We start from the raw sequence: 26,580 nt of genomic DNA on the forward strand, positions 1-26,580 counted from the left end.
CCATATACATATAAAGAAAGAGAATAAAACAAGCCTTTTCACTGCTTGCTGAAACCGGCTATTTAGCAAGTTTATTATAATCATATTTCACCAATGAACGGAAGAAAGGATGGTGGAAGCTCAATGGAAACAGATACTTTTATTGCAACCTTTATTAAAGTGTATTTTATTGCGTTAGGAGTCATTTTCGGCGGCTCGTTAATCGGCGGTATTGGCGCATATATTACAGGCGATGCTCCTCTCACCTCCATTTTCAGAATGGCAAACAAATTGAAAATTTGGGCTCTTGTTGCAGCTATTGGAGGGACGTTTGATGCGTTTTACAGCTTTGAACGAGGGATTTTTGAAGGAGCGACAAAGGACATTGTGAAACAGATTTTGTTAATCATTTCCGCCATGGGTGGTTCTCAAACAGGCTGGCTCTTAATCTCTTGGTTCACACAGGAGCATGTTTCGCAATGAGAATCCCGCCTTATTATAAAAAGCCTTCATGGCAGCGTTTTTTTGCCGGAGTTGCCGTAGGAGCTCTTATTAGCTGGGGGTTTTTTCTATATTCCTTTGGCTATTACCAAGAAAAACAAGTAAAAATCATTTCAACGCAGCAAGAAACGATCGAACAATTAAAAAATGACATTCAAATTTGGCAGAGGGATTACAAAGAGCTAAATAAGAGAAACTTAGAATTATTGACTGTACAGGATGTCAAAATCGAAATTAAAAATGCGGAAAAATATAAGCTGGATGAATTAATGAAATATTCGATTGAAAATACGATCAAAAACGATTTAGCTGATTTAATTGCAAAAGATATTGACAGTGTTGTGAAAACAAGGCATTTAATTGCCAAAACGATTGAAAATAGAAAATATAAAATAGATGACAAAGAATACAACGCTACTGTCGTGGAGCTTGTCATTACACCGACCATTATTGTTGAAGTAGAATTGAAATTGAGCAAATAATAATGGCAACTTTTCTCCTATTATAAGGAGGGAAAAAGCGCCCTCCTTAAGATGCTTTACATAAAGCGACCAGCTCTTGAATGATTAGATCCGCAGTTTCCCAGCTGTCGATCGTAGCTCCGGCCGCAAGCGGATGGCCTCCGCCTTTAAAGCGTTTTGCAAGCTCATTGATCACGATTCCCTTCGAGCGGAATCTGACCCGAATTTCGTTGTTTTCCTCGACAAACAGCACCCACGCCTTGATCCCTTCAATATTTCCTAAAGCACCGACGAGCTGTGAAGCTTCGGAAGGAGTGACGCGGTATTCGTCCAATAGTTCTTTTGGAAGCTTTATATAAGCGGCCCCTGAATCAGTCAAAACGAAATTTTGCAGGACGTAACCGTTCAGCTTCGCCACATTAAGTTTCGTTTTATACATTTCGTCGTATATTTGCGTAAATGAAAACCCATAGTCTATAATCTCGCTTGCATATTGGAACGTTTTTTTCGTCGTATTTGAAAACAAAAATCTTCCTGTATCCCCAACAATTCCGGCATAAATGAGACTGGCTGCTTTTTTCGATAACGTTAAGCCTTGATCTTTGCCAAATAGATAAAATTCATAAATCATTTCGCTGACAGAGCTGGCAGATGTGTCTACCCAGACTATATCTCCATAAGGATCTTCATTTGGATGATGATCGATTTTGATCAATTTTTTCCCTTTATCATATCTTTGATCGCAAATTCGTTCTTGGTTAGCTGTGTCACATACGATGACGAGCGCTTCTTGATAGACGTCATCTTGAATTTCATCCATTTTGTATAAAAACGTTAAAGAAGGCTCATCGTTGCCGACTACATATATGTTTTTTTCAGGAAACGATTCTTTTAACAATTCCGCAAGCCCGCACTGAGAACCGTATGCATCAGGATCCGGCCGGACATGTCTATGTATAATAATCGTATCGAATGCTTTTATTTCATTTAAAATCTGTTGTTTCATTTCAGCTCTCCTTTATCATCATAAATGTTTTATTTCATCATTTACTAATGGTAAAATGATATACGATACTTAGATGGAGGTTGACATCATGCCTGTTTTAGCTATCCTAACGGTCATTTCTTTATCTTTTTATGTTTTTTACAAAATCAAATATTTTCGCACGAAACGTCCGATGGAAAGAAGCTGGATTTCATCTAAATCTAGCATTTCTCTAGGATTGTTTGTCTTCTTTTTCGGATTAAACCAAATGTTTTTAAACCGATCCACTGTTGCGCTCATCGTCGGTGTTGTTTTTATTATAACAGGTTGTCTGAGCATTTGGGCAGGATATAAAGCTTACAAATATTATTTGCCTTTGGCAATCAAAGAAAGCGAAAATGCCCGCTAAGAAAATTATATGGAAGAGGGCTTGTCTAAAAAGTCCATAAAAACAGAGCGAATGGAGAAAACAATGAGTTTTTCCATTCGCTCTGTTTCCTTATTTTTGAAATTGGTTTGGGAATTTGCGGCCCATTTCAGTATGTTGTGGGCCATTGCCACAATCCCGAATTCTGTTCGGACTTTATGAAGCCCCCGTAACAGAAATCGAGTGAAACGCAAATTGCCCTTGATGTTACCGAACACACTTTCGACATCCACTTTACGCTTCGCATAAAGAGCTGCCTTTTGTTCGTCACCAAGAGCTGCTTTGGCTTTCGCTTTCATTTCTTCATAAATCGTGTTCCAATATACTCGACGATTTCCTTTGGCTTTCGTACACCCATTCTTCAACGGGCAATCCGTACAATCTTCACACTCGTACACTTTCAAATCTTGTATGTATCCAGATGCATTTTTTCTTTTTTGATAATACTTGAATACGACTTTCCGATTGTTCGGACAGATAAAGCAATCGTCTTCTTCGATGTATTTCCAGTTTTGTACTTTTGATAAATCCTTTTTAAACTTTTTACTTTGTTCCTTCAAATAGGTTTGGTATGGGGCTAATAATTCAAAACGAGGTTCTTTTTCTTCGCCAATCGCATATAAATAGTTTTCTTCACTCGCATATCCTGCATCGGCAATGACATACTTGAGTTTCTTTTCCTTCGGCATCGATTCCAATAACTTTTCCATAAATGGTTGGAAACAGCGAGTATCTCCTGGATTTTGATAAATTTCAAATCCCACGATAAATTGATGTTGTGTGGCGAGTTGAACATTATAACCCGCCTTGAGTTGGCCGTTTTTCATATGGTCCTCTTTCATTCGCATAAAAGTGGCCTCATGGTCGGTTTTCGAGTAGCTATTTCGTTCACCTAGAATCTGTTTTTGTACTTTGTATTTTCGTAATCGTGGAAGATAATCCGTTTGAATCGTTTTCAGTTGTTTGGTGAGTTGGGATTTTTTAGAGCGAAGTTCTTTTTTTCTTTCTTTGTCTTCTTCCTGTTTATAATCTTTTTCCAAAGCTTCTATTCTCTCAGAAAGTTGTGCCGATGATTTTTCTAATTCTTCTTCTAATTGTTCTTCTTTTAATTCCTCCAAGGCGATTTGGTGCGCTTCTTGTAGAAACGATTGAATTTTGGCTCGTAGTTTCTGATCATATTTTTCTACGGATTTTCGCCATACAAACGTATATTTGTTGGCATTCGCTTCTATTTTCGTACCATCCACAAAAATATGGTCGAGGTCGATAAGTCCTTGTTCTACTAGTTGAAGGACAAATTGTTCAAATACAGAATCCATCATGTTTGACATACGAACACTACGAAAATCATTTATTGTGCGATGGTCAGGGGTTTGCAATCCCGCCAACCACATCATCGGAAGATTTTCTTTCACCATTTGCGCTATTTTCCGACTTGAATAAACATTTTGAGTGTACGCATATAAAATCACTTTCAATAACATTTTAGGGTGATAGGGTGCACGACCCCCACCAACATAATGAGTATACAACACTTCATCCGGAATCGATTCCACCATTTCATCCACTAAACGGGCGACATGATTTTCAGGAATATACATTTCGATATCTAAAATGCTCATGACTTGACGATTGCAATAAGGTTGGAAAACTAGTTTTTTGCGTTTCTTATTCTTTTGAACCTCTATTTTTTGAATACCCTCTAGAGTCATTTCTAATTGCGTGTTATAATTTTCTTGAATAGTCATTTGATTATTCATAAGAAATCGTCCTTTCTGTAGAATGTTTTTTGGTCAATTTCATTCTATAAAAAAGGACGATTTTTTTGTACCCTAAAAACAGAAAAAAGGGCTGAGCCCAAGGTCGATTCAATCGACTTTTCGGACAGCCCCTTTTTTTAATTACGATCCATGATTTGCACCATTAACATAGCTTTGCCGACTAAAGTGTTTTCGTGGAATACTTCCACATCAATTTTCCCGAATTTTCGACCCACGTCTAATATTTTCGGATGAATTTCAATCATGCTTTCCATTTGAACAGGTTTCAAAAAATAAATCGTCATATTCTCAACGACAAGCTCGCCTTTCTTTTTCTGTCTCAAATGATAATTGGCCGCTTCTGTAACTAGAGTTGTGAAGGCACCGTATGAAATGGTACCGAACTGGTTTGTCATTTGCGGTGTTACTTCACATTTAAAAATGTTTGATTCTTTTGCTTCATCAGAAAGATTGATCATCTGCCTCGTGATGATGTCATCAATTTTTTCACCTGTGTGCGGCTGCCGTTCAATTGAATGGAGAGCCTTTAAAACGTCCTGTCTGGAAATCATACCTGATAGGCGGCCGTTTCCGTCCACAACAGGCAATACTTCAATTCCTTCCCAAACCATTATTTGCGCAGCTGAAGCGACAGATGTTTTTCCTGTAACGGTTATCGGACTTTTTGTCATCACTTTTTCAATGGATGTTTTTCGATCTGACGTCATAATATCCTTTGCCGTGACAATTCCAACAACCTTCAAACCTTGATCAATGACCGGGAATCGTCCGTGTCCAGTTTGCCGGTTGTATTCAAACCAGCGTTCAATCGGATCATTCGGGGTTAACGTGACAGTTTTTTCTAACGGGGTCAAAATGTCTTCCACTAACACGATTTCCTTTTTGATCAGCTGGTCATATATCGCTCTGTTTATCATCGTAGCCACTGTAAAAGTATCGTAGCTAGTGGATATTATCGGGAGCTCGAGCTCATCCGCCAGTTTTTTTACATAATCATCTGTGTCAAATCCCCCGGTTATTAAAACGGCGGCTCCTGCTTCCAAAGCCGACTGCTGAGCTTTTGTCCTGTTGCCGACAATGAGCAAGTTTCCAGCACCTGTATATCTCATCATCGCTTCCAATTTCATGGCGCCGATAACGAATTTATTTAATGTTTTATGAAGGCCGGCCCTTCCGCCTAACACTTGTCCGTCGACAATATTGACAACCTCCGCAAATGTCAGCTTTTCAATATTGTCTTTTTTCTTTTTTTCAATTCGAATGGTGCCGACCCTTTCGATTGTGCTGACAAAGCCTTTATTTTCCGCATCTTTAATCGCACGATAGGCAGTTCCTTCACTGACATTCATAACTTTGGCAATTTGTCTGACTGAAATTTTATCTCCGACGGGCAGAGACTCAATATAGTTCAAAATTTGTTCATGCTTTGTCGCCAATTTCTTCCCTCCTTTTAAGTTACAAGATTGGCGAATTCTTCAAACATTTACTTATTTTTTCCTAAAATTTACTGTTTAGCAAACAAATGCTTGGAACTCATAATACGTAAAATGAACGGCTAAAAGCCGTCCATCAAAAATCTCACAGTTCGATTGTTTCTCCTGGTTTCAATAGGAGACCGACACCGTCTGGAAGCTTGGAAACAAAATCTTCAGGGTTTTGCTGGATCACTGGGAACGTGTTGTAATGAATCGGCACGACTTTTTTAGCTCGAATCCATTCTGCTGCTGTAAGAGCATCCTCCGGCCCCATTGTATAATTATCGCCAATCGGCAAAAAGGCTAAATCAATTTCATTGCGTTCTCCAATTAATTTCATATCAGAAAACAATGCTGTATCGCCTGCATGATAAATCGTTTTGTCCTCAGCTGTCAACAAAATTCCTGCTGGCATGCCAGTATACACAATGTTTTGGTTATCTTCCGTATAGCTGGAGCCATGGAAAGCCTGAGTCAGCTTTACTTTTCCAAACTCAAACTCGTATGCTCCCCCGATGCTCATTCCATGGGTTTTAATCCCTTTCCAGCTCAAGTATGTAGCCAGCTCTGCAATCGCCACGACTAACGAATCATTTCTTTTTGCAATCTCAACCGTATCCCCTACATGATCATTATGGCCGTGTGTCAACAAAATGACATCTGCTTTCACATCTTCAACCTTCAAATCGGTTTGCCCGTTCCCATTAATGAACGGATCAATGATAATGTTTTTCCCATTTGTTTCAATTTGAACGATGGAATGACCGTGAAAGGAAACCTTCATAAAAAACCCCTCCTTTTTGAATCTACTTTCATTTTACTGGAAACTTATGCTTTTGAAAACGTTTTATCATTATTGATGAAATCGATGAATGACATTAGCGGCTCCCGTCGCTTCAATTATGGCGCCTGTAATAAAATCTGACTGTTCATCGCACAAAAAGGTTATAATTCTTGCGATATCTTCTCCTGTACCTGATCTTCCAATCGGCGTGTTCACGTCAATATGCTTTCTAGCTTCTTCAATGGTCGCCTCTTTCATTTCCGCCGTAATGTTTCCTGGACAAACCATATTTGCTGTGATGCCGTTTTCCGCCTCTTCAATAGCAATCGTTTTTGTCAAAGAGACTAGTCCGGTCTTAGCCGCGCTGAACGCCGAGCGGTGAAGCCAGCCTGAAGCATCCCCGGCACCTTGGAAGCCGTAGGTAATGATTCGGCCATACTTTTGTTTCCTCATAATCGGGATTGTTCGTTTCACTAAATGAAACACCGAGCTTAAATTTCCTTCAATCATTTCATACCATTCCTGATCAGAATAATCAGCAAGCTTTTTCCTCTCAAATATATACGGACCCGCATTATTAACTAAACAGTCAATACGGCCAAAGCACTGATAAGTTTGATCAATCAGCCGAATTAAATCTTCCTTTTTCGTCACATCACATCGTATAAACAGCAAACGGTCGCGCATAGAAGCATATTTTTCCTGCAGTTGTTCAACTCCTGTTTGATTATTGTGATAACTGACCGTCACGCTGTACCCCTTTTCCAAAAATAATTCGGTCACCTTTCGTCCAAGACCTCTTGAGCCTGCCGTAACAATTGCATGGCGCACCCATCAATTCCTCCCTTTATTTACTACAATCATTTTACAATAATTTTTTAAAATGCAAAAACGGAATAGCTTCCACGATTTTTATCAGCAAGAGGTTGGAATGCAAGTGCAAGGCGGCCTTTCCATACAAAAAAGCGGGCACAATGAGTACCCGCCTGTTTCAGCTTATGCGCAGAAGACTGATTTTTCATTGAAGGTCTTTATTCAATTAAAACAAATGGAGTTGGATTTATATAATCGCCTTTGCTTTATTGATTTGCTCCTTTACTTCCTTAAATCCGGTTCCACCTAAGCTGTTTCGTTTGTTGACCGCTTCGTATGGGTTCAGAACTTCATATACATCATTTTCAAACAGAGAGGATGCTTCCTTATACTCTTCTAATGGCAAGTCAAGTAAATAGATTCCTTTTTGAATGCATTTATATACAAGTTTCCCGACTACTTCATGAGCTTCGCGGAAAGGAAGACCTTTTTTCGCCAAATAGTCAGCGAGTTCAGTAGCGTTTGAAAAATCCTGCTTCACCGATTTTTCCATCTGCTCTTTATTTACTTTCAGCGTTTCGATCATTCCCGTCATAATTTGCAAACAGCCCTCTACTGTTTTTACAGTATCGAACATGCCCTCTTTATCTTCCTGCAAGTCTTTGTTATAGGCAAGAGGGAGACCTTTTAAAACCGTCAGCAAACCGACGAGATTGCCGACGACGCGACCGCTCTTCCCTCGAATTAATTCCGCCATATCCGGATTTTTCTTTTGTGGCATGATGCTGCTGCCGGTCGAATAAGCGTCATCCATTTCAACGAACTGGAATTCCTGCGAGCACCATAAAATTAATTCTTCGCAAAATCTTGAGAGATGAATCATCAACAGCGAGCTGTTGCTCATAAATTCAACAATAAAATCCCTGTCGCTCACCGCATCCAGGCTGTTTAAATAAACTTCATCGAAGCCTAAAAGCTCAGCCGTATATTTCCGGTCAATCGGAAAGGTTGTCCCAGCTAATGCGGCAGCGCCAAGCGGACTGATATTAATCCGTTTCAAAGATTCTGTAAATCTAGATTTGTCACGCTCAAGCATCCAAAAATAAGCCAATAAATGATGGGCGAATGAAATCGGCTGCGCCCGCTGCAAATGTGTATATCCCGGCAAAATCGTCTCAATATGCTGTTCAGCTTTGTTTACAAGCGCTTTTTGCAATTCTCTGATCAGTTCCACAATGGCTTCAACATGTTTTTTTAAGTATAGATGCATATCGGTCGCCACTTGGTCGTTGCGGCTTCTTGATGTATGCAGCTTTCCGCCGATCGGTCCGATTTCATCTATTAACATTTTTTCAATGTTTAAATGAATATCTTCATATTGAACGGAGTATTCAAGCTCCCCATTTTTTGCTTTTTCCAAAAGACGGTGCAGCCCTTTTTCAATCGCTTCTCCTTCCTCTTTTGTTAAAATGCCGCACTTGGCAAGCATTTTAACATGGGCGAGGCTCCCTTGAATGTCTTCCTCTACGAGCTGTTTGTCAAACGTGATCGACGCATTGAATTCGTCGACCCATGCTTCGGGCGTCTTTTGAAAACGGCCGCCCCAAAGTTTTTTCATATTGTCACCTTCTTGTTTTTCACGATGCTGTTCACCGCTGTTGGAAGGCCGAACAGTTTAATAAAGCCGACTGCTGCTTCATGATCAAATGAATCTTCTTGCGTGTAGGTGGCCAGCTTTTCATCATAAAGCGAGTACGGAGATTTTCTTCCTTCAACAATTGCGTGCCCTTTATACAATTTTACGCGCACTGTCCCTGTTACATATTTTTGAGTTTCTTTCAAAAATGCTTCCAATGCGCTTTTCAGCGGAGAGAACCAAAGACCGTTGTAAATAAGCTCGGCAAGCTTTTGTTCGATCAGCGGTTTAAAATGCGCTACTTCTTTAACCTGTGTTAAATCTTCCAATTCTTTATGCGCTTTGATCAATGTCATAGCCGCAGGGCATTCGTACACTTCGCGCGATTTAATGCCGACAAGTCTGTTTTCCACATGATCGATTCTGCCGACGCCATGTTTTCCAGCGAGCGCATTCAGCTTCAAAATAAGTTCATCTAACTGCATTCTTTGACCGTTCACTGCTACCGGTACGCCTTGTTCAAATTCAATTTCGATGATGTCCGCTTCATCCGGCGCATTTTCAATGGAAGAAGTCAGTTCATAAGCATCCTCAGGCGGTGCAGCCCATGGATCTTCTAAAACTCCGCATTCATTGCTTCTTCCCCATAAGTTTTGATCGATGGAATATGGGCTGTCCAGATCAATCGGAATTGGAATCTCATGCTGTTTCGCATATTCAATTTCCTCTTCACGCGACCATTTCCATTCCCGAACAGGTGCCAAAACCTCCAGCTCAGGATTTAACGCTTTTATGGAAACTTCAAAGCGCACTTGGTCGTTTCCTTTTCCGGTACAACCGTGAGCAACTGCGACAGCGCCGGTCTTTTCCGCAATTTCCACTAATTTTTTGGCAATGAGCGGTCTTGAAAGAGCGGAAACAAGAGGATATTTACCTTCATAAAGGGTGTGTGCCTGAAGGGCGATCAACGCATATTCTTCCGCAAACTCTTTTTTCGCATCTATAATATAAGATTGTACAGCACCGACTTTTAGTGCTTTTTCTTTAATAAACTCTAAATCCTTCCCTTCCCCAACGTCCAGACAGCAGGCAACGACGTCGTATCCTTTTTCTTGCAGCCACTTGATGGCGACAGATGTATCTAAACCTCCAGAATAGGCCAATACTACTTTTGGTTTTGACATGTTCATTCTCCTCTCCGATGTATACAAAATGAATAAAAATACTTTTTTATTCATAAAAATGCAATCATTAATTAAAAATGTAACAGTTTTGCTGACTTTTTTCAATAGTTTTTTTAAAAAAGCATTATTTGTTTATGATATAATTTGCATAATAAAAAATGGAGGAATGGAAATGTTTGAATATAACGAAAGATTGGGGATTCCTCTTCCTGCATTCAGCAAGCATTGGGAGGAATATCCAAATGAGGTTCAACAGCAAATTTTATCGGATTGGGAATGTATACGTGGACAAATCCCTGACCGCATTAAACATTTAGAAGCGATAATAAATAAAAAGCAAGAGCAGTTGAATGACGAAGAGGATTTTGATCTTTCGTGCAGACTAAATGAAGAAATCAGTGAGATTGCTTCCATCATCAATGATTTATGGCTTTGGTACCGGATTGATCCGCATATAACAAAAGCTTGAGAAATTATATTTTCATCTCAAGCTCATCCCTTCATAATGATGTCTATATTGATAAAATTTATGTGCAAACTCAATGGCCACTTTCATAGAACGATAGCGAATGCCGCCTCCGATCATTAAGCTTAAAATCGGTTTTCCCCGAATTGTTTTATATTTGAATGTTTGCACGGCAATGCATTTTAAGATTTGATTTACAGTTTGATGGTTGACAAATGGTTCGTTCTGCTCATAAAAATAAGCATCATCTCCATTTTGTAATTCCTCTTTTAATTGATTCCACGCTTCAAATTTTAAATGTTTCGGCATTAAAGAGCCGTGAAAAACCTTTAGAGACAGCATCATTTCATAAGGGGACGAAACTTCATAACCATACGCAAGAGATAATGTTTGCACAGCCCGCATATGAAAAATCATTTGCAGCACAATATCTGCACTTAGCGAAAAAACTCCACCGGAAGAAGCGATTCCTCCTTGAATAAAGGAATACAGCCGCTGCTTCGCCATTTCCTTCTCAGCCAATTGATAGCATTCTTCTAAAGGGAGCTTTTTTAAATCAGTGATCGTTTGAACTTGATCGGAAATAACACGTGCAAATGAGAGGATCCGCTTCCGTGTTTCTGAATAGAAGATCGAGCTTTGCAAAATCGAATGCATATGAAACAAAACGTAATCGACCTTCTCAAACATTTCTTTTTGAATATGCTCAGGAAGGTCATTCAATCTTGTTTCCAGCCATTTGTCAAATGGAAGCGTGCATTTACATGCACATTTTTCCAACTCTTCCTCCCAGCATTTCATTTGATTTTCCCAGCTTTCTTCCAAAATGGCCCCCAAAAATGCACCGCCTTTCTTTTTAAAAAAATGCGCGCAAATATACAATGATATTATATCACGGAATTGATATAACTCTTAAGAGTCGAGCATTGATAAAATCCAATCCTTTACATCTATCATCCGATTATACTTCGGCAATCGCTCTGTCCCTGAAACGATGATTGCTGCTAAAGAGTCATGCTGGTGTAAACCGCCATGACTCGCACCGCCCACATGCACTGGAGATGACCCGTACTTGAATTCAAAGCCAGGATAAGCGCTAATCATAAGAAATTGTCCTTTATGTGACAAAGCGGCTGCATGTAATCTTGCCAGCGCATCCGGATATTCCCCGTACTTAATTCGGCTTCCTTCCGTGAAAATATCCAACACTTCAATGTCTCCGTTTAAAGTCCACATACTTCCATACGGATCTTCCCATTGACCTCCTTTTTTAAACATTAGCATTCCTTCCCGCCGCCCTGAAACAACTTTTATTTTTTCCTCTTCTTCCCGCCAAGCGATGACATCGATGCGTGCATCTGTTTTCAAAATGTTTGCAATTTCTTCAAGCGAATGGTTCGGCTGTAATAAATATACGAACGCCATGCGTTGATTGACCGCAAGTACGATATCATCATCCTTCCGTACACCTTTTGACAGCTTGGTAATACGATATGGGCTGAGTAGCTTTTCTAAATGGATCAGAGGATTTTGATTTCTCGGGCGGACAACCGCTTGGCCGTTATCGCCCATAATGATCCAAACATTGTTCTTCAGCGCTTCCTCCCATGAATGAAAACTGTCTAACACTTTTTGCAATTCACGATCTGTTTTTACGATTCCTGACAGATCCTCAACTCCTTTTTTATGTATAATTTGATCCATATCAGGAAAATAGACCATTGTAAAAGGAGGCAAAGAATGATTTTTAATAAGATAAATAAGCTCCTGAGCAGAAAATCGATTATTAAAGCCAAATCTTTGCCAGAAGTGTCCATACTTTGCAAATGGGTTCTGTTTAATGAAGGAGCCGTAAGTTAACAAATCCGGCCCCTTAACAGTAAGGCTTCTATGAAAAGTAGGCAGCAAAGATAATAAAAACGGAAGCTGCATTACTTTTTCCTGACTTCCTCGATAGAGAAGTCCGTTAATAGACGCGGAATTTTTCCCCTTTTTGCTCAGTTCTTCAAAAATGGTTGCGGCCTTTTTGTTTAAATGCTCATGATTTATATTGTACAGCGGATCCTTTAATGAAGTTGCGAGCCCCAGCTGTAAAAGCTCAGATGCATTTGTTCCATAATTAATGAGACGCTTTTCTTCATCATGAAACCAGACTAATCCTGGAACGTGATGCACATCTGAGTAATGCCCGGTAAGCAGACTGCTTTCCACATTGACGGACATCGTCGGAAAAGGACTGATAATTTCTGAAGCAGTACCATGCTTCATGAAAAAGGCGAAAGCCGGCGCCATTTTATTGTCTACTGCTTTTTTCAAAAAAGGGAGCATGAGAGTATCGATAATCAACAATATCACATTTTTTTTAGCCATTTTGTTCCATCCTCATCGTTTATTTGCTATTAGAATTTGTCTAGAAGGTGAAAATCATGCAAAAAACTCCGGTTTTTTAAACCGGAGCAATGATTCACCGCTATTTATTATTCTCATCCCCCTTCAATCATCACTACTTTATTTTTGAAATAAGAAATGTTGGAGGGAATGAATCATTTTTATTTTTTCCAGAACCGAAATTCGGCCGTTCGCTTATCGGAGCTTTATATGAAAAGAAATAAAAAATGCGCAAGCGGTAAATCAAAAGATATGGAGTACTGCCATTGAAACTGCAAGCAAAGCGTATAGGAATTATTAACGAAATAGAGGGAATTTACATATAAAAATTGAACTTATTCTTCACTAAAAGTGAGGAGTGTAGAGGAAAAAGAGTGTAAAATAAAAGCAATGTTTTATAGTCAGCATCATTCTACTTTAATTTCACCATATTCTTCTTCTTGCTGCTGTCTAACGAAATCCCATGACGTATATATTTTTAAATTATCATATTCTCTTTCATGTAGACCATGCTGCATGTCATCTGTTATTAAATAATCTGCATTTCCTTTTAATGCACATTTTAAAAACATGTCATCATATTTATCATTTGAACTCTCAATTTTATAATTCATCGTATTAATGGATAAGGAATGATAAAACAGTTCAGCAATCCCTTTCAGTAATAAAATTCTTTCCGAAACATCATCGATGTTATGCCGAGCAAAATTTTTACCAAATAAATCAATTCAACGATTGTATCTTGTTCGAAGAGAAGTCTTATTTTCTATTTTTCACCAATTCAAGTAATTTTTAGAATTCTTCAGATTCTTCAAACCAATCTGCAATAAAAATATTTGTATCCATAACTGCTTTTATGTTATTTCTTTTCATATTTTTTAATTCCTAAAGACTTCCTCGCTTCGGCAGAAGTTAAACCTTTTTCCTTCATGTTTTTCCGAATGATTGCTTTCATGTCGTCCATAAATGATAATTTTTGGTTATCTGCTTTTTGAGTAATCGCCATTTCCTATTCCCCTTACTACACATACACAGCACCTCCTTAAGAGGCTAGGGTATGCTATTTCAAGAAAATTTATACCATATTATTCCTTCACTTACTATTTACCCATTTTTTATTACTTGCTATCCACAATTTATAGTTGTCTCTTCATCATCAGTAACAACAGGAGGCAGGAAATTCTTTGATTTGACAAAAACCTTTTGGAAGGATCATACCTATTACGATGAATATATCGAATAGTCCTTCCCAAGCAGGATCATAGTGTAATTTATACGACCAATGCTATGTGAACGAACAATCAAGAAGATTCAGAAACGCTTAATACTGGCAAATAGTTTAGAAATCCTAGAAAATGCGTGTATTTTTAAACGGAGAGAAATAGGATTTGCCAAAACAACATGAATCGCTTCAACATATGTTTGTAGAACGATACAATTAACCAAAAACTTTAAATGAGATTTCCCTTTCCACTGAGCATCAGTCTCTTGTGCGGGAGCTGTTCTCCTATTCACCATTTCAGAGATACGGCTCCCGGTAAATTGTTTCACATCAGCTATTGTAAGATGAAAAATCTGCTACCTCTCCTCAAAAAAATTATTAAATATTTTTTGTCATGATCAAGCGAATTTTTTAATATGTAAAACGAGTTCCCCTGCATCGTTCATCATATAAATAGATTATTTCCACTTTTTATTGGTAAAAAAAAGCAACCTCCTTTCATGTAATTTTAATTTTACATGAAAAAGGTTGCTTTACGGTAAATTTAGGTCTTGGTTGGTTACGAGTTCAGGTTTTGCTGTTAACCCTCGGCAAAACCTTATAAATTCGCTATTCTCATTACATCTCTTGCAATCATCACTTCTTCATTTGTCGGTATAACTAGAACTTTTACTGGTGAGTGTGGATAGTTAATAAACGCTTCTTTTCCACGTACTTTGTTTAAGGCAGGATCCCAATAAACGCCCATAAATTCCAATCCCCGCAGCACTCGTTCGCGGACAACGTCACTGTTTTCACCAATGCCGGCGGTAAAGATAATCGCATCCACACCGCACATCCGCGCCGCATAAGATCCGATATATTTATGAATGCGGTCAGCAAAAACCGCCAATGCCAATTCGGCGCGAGCATTCCCCTTCGCTGCAGCATCTTCGATATCGCGCAAATCGCTTGAGAAACCGGATATTCCTAAAAGTCCGCTCTTTTTATTTAATACATTAATAACTTCATCAGCGGTTTTACCTGTTTTTTCCATGATATATGGGATAAGCGCTGGATCAATACTTCCGGAACGAGTTCCCATCGCAACACCTTCAAGAGGCGTAAATCCCATCGATGTATCGATTGATTTTCCACCTTCAACTGCTGCAATGCTGGCACCATTTCCTAGATGGCAGGAAATAAGCCGCAAATGCTTTAAAGGTCTTTCAAGCAATTGAGCTGCCCGTTCCGTTACATATTTATGAGACGTTCCATGGAAGCCGTATTTGCGAATTCCGTATTTTTCATAATAATCATATGGCAAACTGTATAAGTAAGATTGTTCCGGCATCGATTGGTGAAAGGCAGTATCGAACACCGCTACCGCTGGAACGTCCGGAAGCACCTTTTGGAAGGCGCGAATGCCAAGCACATTGACTGGATTATGCAAAGGCGCCAAATGAGAGAGTTCTTCAATTTTCTTTAAAGTTCCATCCGTAATAAGCGCTGAGTCACTGAAGATCTCTCCTCCATGTACAACCCTATGACCGATTCCGTCAATATCATTTAACGTCCGGATAATTCCATATTCAGTTAATTTATTTAGCACAAGCTGTACCGCTATTGAAAAATCGGTAATTTGACAACTTTCTTTCTTTTCTTCTCCGTTAACATATATCTTAAAAAATGATTGGTCCAAACCAATCCTTTCAACTACCCCTTTTGTTAAAACTTCTTCATTCGGCATTTCAAACAATTTAAACTTTAATGAAGAGCTTCCAGCATTTACAGCTAAAATCTTAGGCATGTATTTTCATTCTCTCCTTCTTTTTGTTGATGAAGCTTTTTTAAAAATTCCTGCATGTGACATAGAAATTAGCAAAATATGTGAAACACCAGACTTGTCTAATTTTAAAAAGAGAGATGATCGCTCTATACATTTAAACATTGATAAAGCAACATTTCAAGTGAAAAATAAATGTTTATCTGTATACAAAAATTTCTAAAAATAAAAAGCGCTTCCATCCACTTCCTAAATGAAACGGGAAGCCACTATTCGCTAAAACCGAAGATTTCTTTTCTCTAGTTTAGTTTTTATGAAAAATAGAAGAAATAAACCGAATCCTAAAAAAAAAGGCGACATGGCTGTCACCTTTTAGTGTCTTCATCTTTTCATTTATTTGTCCGGAGCCACTCATCAATTTGATCCATAATCGAAGCAAGAGCTTTTTTATTCGAAAATTTCGGTAGATCAACAAGCATAACCCGTTTGGGCGGTACAATTCCTTCTCCCTTTTTTTGCAAAATAAAGATGCTTTTTCGACTATTTTCCGATTTAAACATGGAGCGCGGGAGCTGCAACAGGCCTTGGATCACTGTATTTTCTTTTAAATATCGATTCAATTTTGGAGCTTCAGGCGTCTCAAAAAGATGGTTTGGTATAAGGAAAAACAAATAACCGCCTTCTTTTGTATAGCGGATGCTCTGCTCAATAAAAAGATGATGGGCGTAAGAATGGCCTTCATCAGCCTTCAATTCAAAATGCTTTGCGACGTCATGATCGGGATAATAGCCGACTGGCAGGTCGCACACCACCGCATCCACAGGGTCGATAAAAAGGTTTTTTAAGCTATCCTGATTATAAAAGTCAATAGAATGCTTCTGCAAATTTGCATTCACATAAGCGATTTTAACTAACAAATCATTTATATCGATTCCAATGCTTTCAACTTGCTTTGCTTCCAGTTGGTTTAAGACAGCCGAGAGTAAATTACCCGAACCTACAGCAGGGTCTAAAATCATTAAATTTTTTTCATCTTGAAAAAATTTTTGCACAAGATAGCCGAGCAATATGCAAACGCTGTCAGGGGTCATTTGGTGGATTTGCTGATTATCTTCCTTTAATCCTTTTAAAACAGCGAGCTGAAAAGCTCTCCGAATTTCTTCATTTGAGTAGTGATCCAAATGAAACGTCCGGTATATATTGTTCAGTTTTTTACTTGTAATTTCGCTAATGGAATCTTGAACTGCAGTTCTGTGAAACAGGTTTTCTCCTGTATTCGCTACCGCTTCAATGTATGTACAATTCATTTCGTTTTTAATGATTTCTGCCGTCTCATTAATGAGTGAAAACAGTTTTTCAACATTTGAAAATCCTTGCATAAAGGCTTCCTCCTTTAAGCTCGTCACATCCTTTCATTTTAGCGTTTCATTGTTTTATAAGCAAGAAAAAAAGGACCTTGCATCAGGTCCTTAATTTGCTGCTTTTGCAGCTTCAATCGCCGCTTCATAGTTTGGATGATTTGTCGCCTCGCTGACATATTCTACATATGTTACATTATCGTTTGAATCAACAACAAAAACAGCGCGAGCAAGCAGACGCAATTCTTTGATTAATACTCCGTACGCCTGTCCGAAAGAAGCGTCGCGATGGTCAGATAACAATTGTACATTTTCAATTCCGTTCGCACCGCACCAACGTTGTTGCGCAAAAGGAAGATCCATGCTGATTGTTAAAATTTTAACATTATCCAGCTTGGAAGCTTCCTCATTAAAGCGGCGTGTTTGTGCATCACATACGCCAGTATCGATCGAAGGAACAACAGAAATGATTCGGACCTGCCCTTTTGTATCAGCTAAAGTAACTTCCGACAAATCATTCGCAAGCACTTTGAAATCAGGCGCTTTATCTCCAACCTTCACTTCATTTCCTAAAAGAGTTACCGGATTTCCTTTAAATGTTACGTTTGCCATTTTATCCCCTCCAAATCTATGTATAGTTTAACTATAGCTTGTTTTTGAAGACTTTTCAAAGAAAAAGTGTTTGAAAATTTCAAAAAGCTGCCAAAGCAGCTTTAAATGTCAAAATCAATTTTTTCTTTTTCATTGTTATCGTCTTGTATATGTTTTTTCTTTCGAAACAGTTCTTGAATTTTTTCTACCGTTTGAGGGGTTGCATCTAAAATTTTTTCATAAAGATGGGTATTTTCATCTAAATGAAGAATTTTGATTCCATTTGTTCCAACAATAAGAAATGCGATTGGCGTAATCGATACACCACCTCCGCTTCCTCCGCCGAAAGGAAGTTTTCCTTTTTCACCTGTAGTGCTGCTTCCATAAGGACTGCTTGAATGTTTTTCACCTGTCGGTCCGTAAAATTCACTGCCACCTGCCGCAAATCCGAATCCCACTTTTGAAACGGTTAGTATAACACTCCCATCAGGAGTTTCAACTGGATCGCCAATTATGGTATTGACATCGATCATTTGCTGCAAGTTTTCCATTGCCGTTTTCATTAACCCTTGAATCGGATGATCGCTCATACTTTTGCCTCCTCTAAACTATGTTCATTCTTCTTGTTTTTCTTGGCAAACGGTAAGTTTCGCCATAATGCTGTTTTTGATCTCGACCATTTTACGAGACGCAATCCTGCTATGATAGCATTCCCAAGTCGGAATTGCATCATACATACAAATGTCGTTTTCAAAACCATTCGGTTGAAATTAGGAAAGATTGAAACAACTGGATAACCTATTAATGTAAAGTATCGGGAAGCGAAATAAATAATAGAGCTTTTCATCCCCCATAGTGTACCCGCCGACATTCCTGTTGAGGCAGCTTCTCCCGTTCCGATTTCAGTACGCCACTCCCATTTCACAATCCGAACCTTCTTCAAAAATTTCCGAATAATAAAGGAAAAATGGATAACATTTTCCAATATTTCTTTAAAGTTTTGCAGCTTCTCAAACAGCTCTTCAGGAGTCACTTTTTCGGACGATTTTTGAGTTGAATGTTTCGTTTCTTTTTCTTGTTTATAAACAATATTTGGACCTTCTTGATCCAGTTTTATAAAAGGGATTTTGATTGTGTAGCGAATAAGGCCAAAAAACAATAGAAATGTCACTCTTAACCGATCGTCATATTTATCGTGTTTATATGAAAGTACAATCGTTAATTTTGTCATTGCAACAAGAAGCACAAATATCAAAAATAGGAAAAAGACTATTGCAAGCCAAAATGGCATAATTTCACATCCTTTCAGTGAACCATTATCACCTCTCTATAAAAAAATAAACCTGCCTTTTCGGCAGGTCATCTTGAAAACCGTTCATCATGAATAACTGTTGTATCGCTGAATAAATCGTGCAGTCCTTGTTTCTTTTTTGTAAAAGCAACGATCAAATATCCAATCCACGTAACCTTGGAGATGTACCGTCCGATCCATTCCCTGAAGAAAACATCGGTCCATGTAAGCTTATCATTTTTTAAAGATATAACACGCAGGCCAAAAACCATTTTCCCGAGCGTTTGTCCTAAAAACTTCGTCATAAGAATAAAGTAGGAAAAGAAAAACAAGGCGCTTAAAATTCGATAAGGTGAAAAAATAAAATCGCTTTTTTCCAATCCGATCAGTAAAAAAAGCGGATTGGCAACAATTCGGATGACGCTTGAAACAACAATGAGGTCAAGCAAGTATGCCCAAAACCGCATCCAAAATCCCGCAAAGTGATAAGAGATGTCTGTTTGAACCTCACGCTTTTGTTCAATTTGATTTATTTCTTCAAATGTTCCATCCATGTTGGCACCTCCTACTCCGAATATAAATACATCAGGCGGGGAGAATTCGGTTGTGAAAACAATTTGTATAGTCCCTGCATTTCCAGATCTTTAGAGATCACCTTCCCAGCCATCATGGAAAGGAACGATTCAAATCCAAAGCTCGATTTATATTTGAATACATATGGATCTGATAAGTCTAAGTCTTTTTTCATCATTTCCACCGCATCATCAAAATAGCCTAGCTCGTCAACTAAATGGAGCTGCTTCGCCTGCCGGCCGTCATAAATTCGTCCATCGGCAATTTTCCGCACTTCCCCTTCATCCATCTTTCTTCCTTGCGAGATTACGTCTACAAAGCCTTCATAAGCGTTATTCACCATTTTTTGAAGAATTTCTCTTTCCTCTTTTGTCATATCTCTTGTTGAAGAAAAAATGTCTTTATATGGACCGCTTTTGATCGTTTCTACTTTCACCCCAAAGTTTTTTGCCAATTCACTGTAGTTTATTCCTTGCATAATGACCCCTAGCGAGCCTGTCATCGTATCCGGTGCTGCAATAATTTTATCGGCAGGAGTTGAAATATAATATCCTCCTGAAGCTGCCATGGTTCCCATCGAAACATAAATCGGCTTTTTCGCCTTTTCTTTAACTTCCATTAGTTTTTTATGAATTTCTGCACTTTCCACTACTCCCCCGCCAGGAGAGTTGACTCGCAAAATTATTCCTTTTACGCTTTTATCCTCGCCGGCCTTTTCAATCAATTTCAAAAATTCTTTATGATTGTAGCCTTCACTGGCAAAAATCGATGTAACATCTTCTCCCGTATCTTGAATCACTCCATTTACTTCCAGCACCGCAATTTTTTCATCCGGCATTCCTTCTTCAAGGACTTCCTCGGAAAACTGCGATTCAAAAAAATTCTCAGACAATTTTTCTGCATTTGAAACAGCCATAGAAGTAAAGCTAATGATCATCGAAAAAACAAATAATGCTGCGGCAATTCCTAACGCAGCCCACCTTTTTCCACTCAAGATGTTTACCTCCTTGATTCAATTTCACCTTTTTTGACATGTTCCATTATAAAAATGTTAAACTATATATCATAGTGTATTTTAACATTTATTTATATAATTGTGGAGAATCTTCCAAAAAGAGGAGGTTTTTTTGATGGATCCACGCCGAAATATCTACTTCTTTTACAAACATAGCGATCACCTTGAACAGAAAATAGCTTCGTTGATTGACTTGGCGAAGCAGTATGATTTTCGTCCTGTTGAAGATTGGAGACATGCGAACATTATCGTAGCAATCGGAGGGGACGGAACATTTTTGCAAGCGGTTAGAAAAACGCAATTTCGCGACGACTGTCTGTACATAGGCATCGCAACTGAAGGGCATATCAGTTTTTATTGTGATTTCCATATAGATCAAAAAGACAAATTAGTTGAAGCTTTTCAGCTGGAAAAGGTCGAGGTAAGAAGATATCCAACCATCGATGTCACCGTCGACCATGAAGTAAAGATTTCCTGCTTAAATGAATGCAGTGTCAGATCAGCAATTATTAAAACATTTGTTCTGGATGTATTTATTGATGATATGCATTTTGAAACGTTCCGAGGCGACGGAATGATTATTGCCACTCCAACAGGGAGCACAGCCTACAATAAATCTGTGAAGGGAGCTGTCGTCGATCCGCTCATAGACTGTTTACAAGTAACTGAACTTGCATCTTTGAACAATAATCTATATCGGACGTTAGGATCCTCTTTTATTTTAAGCGGAAATCGAAAGCTTACGTTAAAAGTAGTGCAGGACGGCAACGATTATCCGATTATCGGAATGGACAACGAAGCTCTAAGCATTCGTCATGTCAACCAGCTGGATATTGAATTAGGAAAGAAAAAAATTAAAACTGTTAAATTAAAAGATAATTCTTTCTGGGATAAAGTGAAAAGAACCTTTTTATAAAATGAAAATGAGCGAAAAGGATCACCTTTTCGCTCAAAAGCCAAAATATTCATTTATTGAAATGTTCCGCCACCGCCAGATAGTTGCTGCTGAGCAAAAGATACAAGCCGCTTTGTAATTTCTCCTCCAACGGAGCCGTTCGCGCGGGATGTAGTATCAGGACCTAAGTTTACACCGAATTCTGATGCGATTTCAGTTTTTAATTGCTCAAGTGCTTGTTCAGCACCAGGAACTAAAATTTGGTTAGAGTTGCTAGATCTGTTTTGAGCCATGTGTCATTCACCTCCTTGTGGATATAGAATGTGAAAAAACACATGGCTTCATGCATAAAACGAAATGGTAATTGTTTTGAACTTGTGGAATATTATAGTAAATTTTCAAAATCCTCTTCTATTTTTTCTTGTATATCATGTTTTCTTGGAAATTCAATTGTTACTGTTTCCTCAATCGCCTTCTGAATGAGAGGTTGAAAATCTACATAGCTTTCAAGCTTTAATATTTTCTCCCTTTTCGGCTTCGTTTTCGGTGAAGCTGGTGTAAAAATAGTACAGCAGTCTTCATAAGGTCTGTTTGAAATCTCAAACGTATCAATTTTTTCGGCAATTTCAATGATTTCATTTTTATCCATTGAAATTAAAGGTCTCAGTATAGGAGTTGTCGTCACTTCATTAATAGCATACATGCTCTCAAGCGTTTGGCTTGCTACCTGCCCTAGACTTTCGCCTGTTACAATGGCTAAGGCGCCTCGGTTTTTCCGAATTTCATCGGCAATTTTTAACATCATTCTTCTAGTCGATGTCATTGTATAATTTTCTAATATTTTTTGCTGAATGGTCACTTGAATTTCTGTAAACGGAACGATGTGAAGCACGATTTTGCCGCCAAATTCGGTTAATTTTTCTACGAGATCCATAACCTTTTGCTTCGCTCTTTCATTCGTATATGGAGGGCTGAAGAAATGGATCGCTTCAATCTCCAAGCCTCTTTTCATTGACAAATACCCAGCGACAGGGCTGTCAATTCCTCCAGAAAGCATCAGCATCGCCTTTCCGCTTGAACCAACCGGAAGCCCTCCCGCCCCTTTAAAATCTTTGCACATTATATATGTGGCATGCGGACGGACTTCTACGCGCACGTTTATGTCCGGATGATGAACATCTACTTTCAAACCGTCAGTATGAATAAGTATATGCCGGCCAATTTCATAATTGAGTTGGTCTGAAGTTAACGGAAACGATTTATCTGCTCTTTTGGCCGACACTTTAAAAGTGTCTCCGTTTTTATACAATTGCTTGACTGCCTGTAAAGCCGTGTCCTTTATGGCTTCGATGTCGCTTTTCGTTCTGATTGCCAAACTGAAGGACTGTATGCCAAAAACTGTTTGCAATTTTTCCGCTACCTTTTCCCCGTCTTCTCCATTTAATTTGATGAAAAGACGATCTCTGTTTGCTGTATACTCTAAAGACGAAAAGGAAGACAATGCAAGTTTTATATTGTTTTTCAAATGGTTAATAAAATGTTTACGATTTTTTCCCTTTAAAGACATTTCACCATATCTGACTAAAATATGATCATATTGCATGTTTATAACCCCATTATATTTTTTAATTTTTGTATAGATGATGGCAGGACGTCAATCAACGGCTTGACATCATCGATCGTCTGCCCAATTGAAAGGCTTATGCGGATGGCGCTTTCGGTGATGCTGCTTTTTTTGCCCATCGCCTTCAATACTTTGCTTTCTCCCTTTTTCCTTGAAGAACAAGCTGAAGTAGTGGAGACATAAATATTCTCCTCTTCAAGCATATGAACTAGAACTTCCGCTTTTATACCAGGTACAGAAAAGTTGATAATATGAGGGGCGGAAGATTCCTTTGGTGTGTTGATAATAATGCCATCTATTTTTTCAAGCTCATTTATAAGATAGTTTTTCGTATTAATCAGACGATCGATCTTCTCTTCATAGTCGTTGAATGCCAGCCTTAAACCTTTCGCTAGGGACACGCTGCCCGCTAAATTTTCAGTGCCTGATCTAATGCTTGCTTCCTGGCCACCCCCTGATAAAAGAGTGAGAATTGGTGTATTTTTTCTAATGTACAACACTCCTGTACCGTTTAGGGCATGAAATTTATGGCCAGATATTGTACATAAATCAATTCCCGCTTTTTTTATATTTAAAGGAACCTTCCCGACTCCTTGCACGTGATCGACATGATAAACGATGTTCGGATAGTTTTTAAGTATTTCGCCAATCTCTTCAATTGGCTGAATCGCTCCGATTTCATTGTTGACATGCATAACAGACACTAAGATTGTATCGTTACGTACAGCCTTTTGTATGTCAGCTGGAGACACAATGCCATTTTCATTTACAGGAATCCACGTCACTTCAAACCCGAATTCTTTTTCAAGCTGTTCAAATGCTTCGCTGACAGAAGGGTGTTCAATTACAGTCGTAATCAAATGCTTTCCTTTATGTCTTTGTGCAAAAGCCGCGCCTTTAATCGCCAAATTATTTCCTTCCGTTGCTCCAGACGTAAATATGATTTCCTGTCCGCTTACACCTAGCAAATCGGCTACTTGTTCTCTTGCTTTTGTTAAAAGTCTTTCCGCTTGAACACCCAAATGATGAAGAGATGATGGGTTCCCGAAAAACTTTTCCGCCACTTGCCGGTACGTATCAAGTACATCAGGGTAAGGCTTTGTAGTTGCACTATTATCCAAGTAAAGCATCGGTTGTATACCCCTTTGAATTATATTTTCTAACACTTTGCAATGCAATATTAACATAAGTAAATTGAAATGAAAAAGAAAAGATCATCACATAAACGGGCTCATTCAGACGAAAGCCTTTGTCCACGCACGTAAGCCGCTTTTTTTGTGAATTCAACAACGTCATCTTCGATCATTGTCGTCTTCCCGCATCCGCCGATCCCAAGCAGCGTGTAAAACTTCCCGCGTTCAATCTTAAAAACCGACATCATCAAGCACGACTAATCTCGCTCAAAGCGGATGATTTCCCCTTTCTTCGTCAGTCGTTCCCCATTTCTTGAACCGCAAATAAAATTTGAGATCAATCTCTTCCTCATTCCTATCAATCACTTTTAGAACACAGAGTAAAGAAATAAAAAAACTCGTTACTCCTCTAGCATTTTGCTTTAGAGAAACGAGAATTAGCTGATTTTCTCAGCTGTTCATTATGCCATAAAAAGTTGATAAAAGCATCGGCTTCTATTTTTCAAAATAACCGGACTATCGTGAATTACTTTTTAAGCAGCTCATAAAACGCCTATAGCGCAAAGCGTAATGTCGTTCCAAAAGACTGCCGGAACACTGCCACAGCTGCCAGCAGGTTCAATAGTTTTAACCCGCTGATGATTCGCTTCTTGAATCCGTTCATCATCATGTCCTTTAGCTGCCCTTTTTGCTTGCTCCTTGCCTGCCAGAGCTAACTCGGGAAACGTCAATCCTTGAAAAAAGTTTTCATGACGACCTTCGTTTCTATTTCCTTTTAATGAAGGGGCTGTCTAATAAGTCGTTTTTTCGGGTTATTGACCCCTTTAATGTTTTAGAAACTTTGATATATCGGTGTTTATGATTTTTTGTTTTCGATGGGAGCTTGACTTTCTGGACAACTCCAGCGTATTACCGAATATTGCTTCAGCAACATGTTAAATGATATCCAAAGGCACTTTTTTACGAGGTTTTGGAAATGCCTCATCAAGTCGGTTCAAGTCTTCTTGGGTTAATTCAATAGCAGCAGCTTCAGCATTCTCCAGCACATGCTGCTCTTGCCCAGCTTTTGGAATAGCAATGACATCATCCGTGCGTATCGTCCAAGCAAGTGCAATTTGTAATGGTTTTACATTATATTTTTTGGCAATTTCATTAACAGTTGGATCCGTCAACAACTGCTTTCTTAATGTACCTCCTTGGGCAAGGGGGCTGTACGCCATAATCGGTATATGATGTTCCCGGTGCCAAGGCAGCAGATCAAAATCAATTCCTCTCGAACCTATATGGTATAACACTTGGTTTGTCGCACAGTTTGATCCGTTGAGCGTGTTCCATAGCTCTTCCATATCGTCTGTGTCAAAATTGGAGACTCCCCATCTTAATATTTTTCCTTCTTTTCGCAGCTTTTCCATACCTTCGATTGTTTCTTCTAAAGGAATGCGGCCTCGCCAATGTAAAAGATATAAATCTAAATAGTCCGTCCCCAGCCGTTTTAAGCTGTTTTCACATGCAACGGAAATCTTGTCTAGTCCTGCATTATGCGGATACACTTTAGAGACTAAAAACACATCATCTCTGCGCCCTTTGATTGCTTCGCCGACTAAGCGTTCAGAAGCGCCATTTCCGTACATCTCAGCAGTGTCAATTACTTTCATGCCCAATTCTATTCCAAGTTGTAAGGCTTTTATTTCTTTAGCTTTCTCCTGTGGCTTATCTCCCATGTACCATGTTCCTTGACCTATGCATGGAACAGTCGTACCATCAGGCAGCTTCACTACTCGTTTTTCAACATGACTTCTTATTTCCATGATTTTATTACTGTCCAATATTCCCATCCACTCTCGACCCTTTCCGTTATATTGTGAATTTCCCATTCTATAAAATTCCGCTTTCATACCTCAACCGTCTTTTCAACTTCAAAAATATGTACGTGCTTTCGAAACTTGTTTTTAATGTTTGTTTGATTGCTATTGTTTCCCTTTTTCACCTTTATAACAAATGTGGCAATGAATTACAACAAAAAAGCCCGTCACAGCGGCAAGCGCCTAGAAGGGACAAATAAAAATAAGGAAAGGACGATTCACAAAATCATCCGGCTGTGGAATTTCATTATCTTATAGATAACAAGCTCTGCAATTGCTCATGTTTGTACGAGTGGAGTTTCAATTTCTTATAGGTTTTCTCATGTTAAGTGAAAAAATATGCTCTCCAAACCGACATTTCGCGCAGCATT

At 38.7% G+C, this 26,580-nt stretch carries 28 protein-coding genes; 5 read left to right on the plus strand and 23 right to left on the minus strand.

Annotation, left to right across the window (positions count from 1 at the left end):
• The first annotated feature begins 123 nt into the window (after positions 1–123).
• Entirely contained in the window at positions 124–462 is a 339-nt protein-coding gene (locus tag NSU02_RS14825; RefSeq protein WP_063387392.1) for a YtrH family sporulation protein, read from the plus strand.
• Positions 459–962, plus strand: coding sequence for a sporulation membrane protein YtrI (gene ytrI, locus NSU02_RS14830; protein WP_066247820.1), 504 nt, complete (start codon positions 459–461; stop codon positions 960–962). Before NSU02_RS14825 ends, ytrI begins: the two co-directional genes overlap by 4 nt.
• 46 nt (positions 963–1,008) lie before the next feature.
• On the opposite strand, the gene NSU02_RS14835 is transcribed toward ytrI, so the two are convergent.
• Complete coding sequence (locus NSU02_RS14835) at positions 1,009–1,947, minus strand: bifunctional oligoribonuclease/PAP phosphatase NrnA (protein WP_144597843.1); 939 nt, start codon at positions 1,945–1,947, stop codon at positions 1,009–1,011.
• An 88-nt stretch (positions 1,948–2,035) separates the two neighbouring features.
• On the opposite strand from NSU02_RS14835, the gene NSU02_RS14840 reads away from it, so the two are divergent.
• Entirely contained in the window at positions 2,036–2,335 is a 300-nt protein-coding gene (locus NSU02_RS14840; protein ID WP_063387389.1) for a YtpI family protein, read from the plus strand.
• A 5-nt stretch (positions 2,336–2,340) separates the two neighbouring features.
• Here NSU02_RS14840 and NSU02_RS14845 read toward each other — a convergent pair whose 3' ends face one another.
• From NSU02_RS14845 to NSU02_RS14870, 6 genes are all read right to left on the minus strand, one after another.
• Entirely contained in the window at positions 2,341–4,113 is a 1,773-nt protein-coding gene (locus tag NSU02_RS14845; protein WP_339193208.1) for an IS1182 family transposase, read from the minus strand.
• Positions 4,114–4,250: 137 nt separating this feature from the next.
• On the minus strand, positions 4,251–5,570 hold the full coding sequence (locus tag NSU02_RS14850; RefSeq protein WP_066247825.1) for a CBS domain-containing protein: 1,320 nt from the start codon (positions 5,568–5,570) through the stop codon (positions 4,251–4,253).
• Positions 5,571–5,712: 142 nt separating this feature from the next.
• Positions 5,713–6,393 (minus strand): metal-dependent hydrolase, encoded by a 681-nt coding sequence (locus tag NSU02_RS14855; protein ID WP_063387387.1) that lies wholly within the window; start codon positions 6,391–6,393, stop codon positions 5,713–5,715.
• A gap of 69 nt (positions 6,394–6,462) precedes the next feature.
• On the minus strand, positions 6,463–7,224 hold the full coding sequence (locus NSU02_RS14860; protein WP_063387386.1) for an SDR family oxidoreductase: 762 nt from the start codon (positions 7,222–7,224) through the stop codon (positions 6,463–6,465).
• Between the two features lie 229 nt (positions 7,225–7,453).
• On the minus strand, positions 7,454–8,824 hold the full coding sequence (gene argH, locus NSU02_RS14865; RefSeq protein ID WP_066247830.1) for an argininosuccinate lyase: 1,371 nt from the start codon (positions 8,822–8,824) through the stop codon (positions 7,454–7,456).
• Positions 8,821–10,026, minus strand: coding sequence for an argininosuccinate synthase (locus tag NSU02_RS14870; RefSeq protein ID WP_339193209.1), 1,206 nt, complete (start codon positions 10,024–10,026; stop codon positions 8,821–8,823). Before NSU02_RS14870 ends, argH begins: the two co-directional genes overlap by 4 nt.
• Before the next feature lie 166 nt (positions 10,027–10,192).
• Here NSU02_RS14870 and NSU02_RS14875 point away from each other — a divergent pair, with 166 nt between their 5' ends.
• Positions 10,193–10,495, plus strand: a complete 303-nt coding sequence (locus NSU02_RS14875; protein WP_144597841.1) for a hypothetical protein — start codon at positions 10,193–10,195, stop codon at positions 10,493–10,495.
• Between the two features lie 12 nt (positions 10,496–10,507).
• Here NSU02_RS14875 and NSU02_RS14880 read toward each other — a convergent pair whose 3' ends face one another.
• The 11 genes from NSU02_RS14880 to sppA form a co-directional block, all read right to left on the minus strand.
• Complete coding sequence (locus NSU02_RS14880) at positions 10,508–11,329, minus strand: EcsC family protein (RefSeq protein ID WP_339193210.1); 822 nt, start codon at positions 11,327–11,329, stop codon at positions 10,508–10,510.
• A gap of 75 nt (positions 11,330–11,404) precedes the next feature.
• Positions 11,405–12,862 (minus strand): alkaline phosphatase family protein, encoded by a 1,458-nt coding sequence (locus NSU02_RS14885; protein WP_311066387.1) that lies wholly within the window; start codon positions 12,860–12,862, stop codon positions 11,405–11,407.
• A 425-nt stretch (positions 12,863–13,287) separates the two neighbouring features.
• Entirely contained in the window at positions 13,288–13,494 is a 207-nt protein-coding gene (locus tag NSU02_RS14890) for a hypothetical protein (RefSeq protein ID WP_339193211.1), read from the minus strand.
• Between the two features lie 245 nt (positions 13,495–13,739).
• On the minus strand, positions 13,740–13,886 hold the full coding sequence (locus NSU02_RS14895) for a hypothetical protein (protein ID WP_161939803.1): 147 nt from the start codon (positions 13,884–13,886) through the stop codon (positions 13,740–13,742).
• Between the two features lie 814 nt (positions 13,887–14,700).
• The gene (locus tag NSU02_RS14900) at positions 14,701–15,891 is read right to left on the minus strand and encodes an acetate kinase (protein WP_063387378.1); all 1,191 of its coding nucleotides are present in this window, start codon (positions 15,889–15,891) and stop codon (positions 14,701–14,703) included.
• A gap of 365 nt (positions 15,892–16,256) precedes the next feature.
• Positions 16,257–17,246 carry a class I SAM-dependent methyltransferase gene (locus NSU02_RS14905; RefSeq protein ID WP_339193212.1) on the minus strand — a complete coding sequence of 330 codons (990 nt, stop codon included), beginning with the start codon at positions 17,244–17,246 and terminating at the stop codon, positions 16,257–16,259.
• A gap of 90 nt (positions 17,247–17,336) precedes the next feature.
• Entirely contained in the window at positions 17,337–17,837 is a 501-nt protein-coding gene (gene tpx, locus NSU02_RS14910) for a thiol peroxidase (protein WP_339193213.1), read from the minus strand.
• A gap of 101 nt (positions 17,838–17,938) precedes the next feature.
• Positions 17,939–18,406, minus strand: a complete 468-nt coding sequence (gene ytfJ, locus NSU02_RS14915; RefSeq protein ID WP_066247839.1) for a GerW family sporulation protein — start codon at positions 18,404–18,406, stop codon at positions 17,939–17,941.
• Entirely contained in the window at positions 18,403–19,107 is a 705-nt protein-coding gene (locus NSU02_RS14920) for a DUF2953 domain-containing protein (RefSeq protein ID WP_063387374.1), read from the minus strand. Before NSU02_RS14920 ends, ytfJ begins: the two co-directional genes overlap by 4 nt.
• Positions 19,108–19,175: 68 nt before the next feature.
• Positions 19,176–19,661 (minus strand): RDD family protein, encoded by a 486-nt coding sequence (locus NSU02_RS14925; protein WP_063387373.1) that lies wholly within the window; start codon positions 19,659–19,661, stop codon positions 19,176–19,178.
• Between the two features lie 11 nt (positions 19,662–19,672).
• Positions 19,673–20,674 (minus strand): signal peptide peptidase SppA, encoded by a 1,002-nt coding sequence (gene sppA / locus NSU02_RS14930; protein ID WP_063387372.1) that lies wholly within the window; start codon positions 20,672–20,674, stop codon positions 19,673–19,675.
• A 136-nt stretch (positions 20,675–20,810) separates the two neighbouring features.
• Between sppA and NSU02_RS14935 the strand changes: the two genes are divergently transcribed.
• The gene (locus NSU02_RS14935) at positions 20,811–21,611 is read left to right on the plus strand and encodes an NAD kinase (protein ID WP_094246343.1); all 801 of its coding nucleotides are present in this window, start codon (positions 20,811–20,813) and stop codon (positions 21,609–21,611) included.
• 53 nt (positions 21,612–21,664) lie between these two features.
• On the opposite strand, the gene NSU02_RS14940 is transcribed toward NSU02_RS14935, so the two are convergent.
• From NSU02_RS14940 to NSU02_RS14960, 5 genes are all read right to left on the minus strand, one after another.
• Positions 21,665–21,883, minus strand: a complete 219-nt coding sequence (locus NSU02_RS14940) for an alpha/beta-type small acid-soluble spore protein (RefSeq protein WP_063387370.1) — start codon at positions 21,881–21,883, stop codon at positions 21,665–21,667.
• A gap of 92 nt (positions 21,884–21,975) precedes the next feature.
• The gene (thiI, locus tag NSU02_RS14945; protein ID WP_066247844.1) at positions 21,976–23,193 is read right to left on the minus strand and encodes a tRNA uracil 4-sulfurtransferase ThiI; all 1,218 of its coding nucleotides are present in this window, start codon (positions 23,191–23,193) and stop codon (positions 21,976–21,978) included.
• Between the two features lie 2 nt (positions 23,194–23,195).
• Positions 23,196–24,344 (minus strand): cysteine desulfurase family protein, encoded by a 1,149-nt coding sequence (locus NSU02_RS14950; protein WP_117017221.1) that lies wholly within the window; start codon positions 24,342–24,344, stop codon positions 23,196–23,198.
• 101 nt (positions 24,345–24,445) lie between these two features.
• Entirely contained in the window at positions 24,446–24,598 is a 153-nt protein-coding gene (locus NSU02_RS14955; RefSeq protein ID WP_339193214.1) for a hypothetical protein, read from the minus strand.
• Between the two features lie 684 nt (positions 24,599–25,282).
• Positions 25,283–26,182, minus strand: coding sequence for an aldo/keto reductase (locus NSU02_RS14960; RefSeq protein ID WP_339195812.1), 900 nt, complete (start codon positions 26,180–26,182; stop codon positions 25,283–25,285).
• Positions 26,183–26,580: the final 398 nt, after the last annotated feature.

This window comes from Aeribacillus sp. FSL W8-0870, assembly GCF_037963755.1.
Lineage (GTDB): Bacteria > Bacillota > Bacilli > Bacillales > Aeribacillaceae > Aeribacillus > Aeribacillus composti.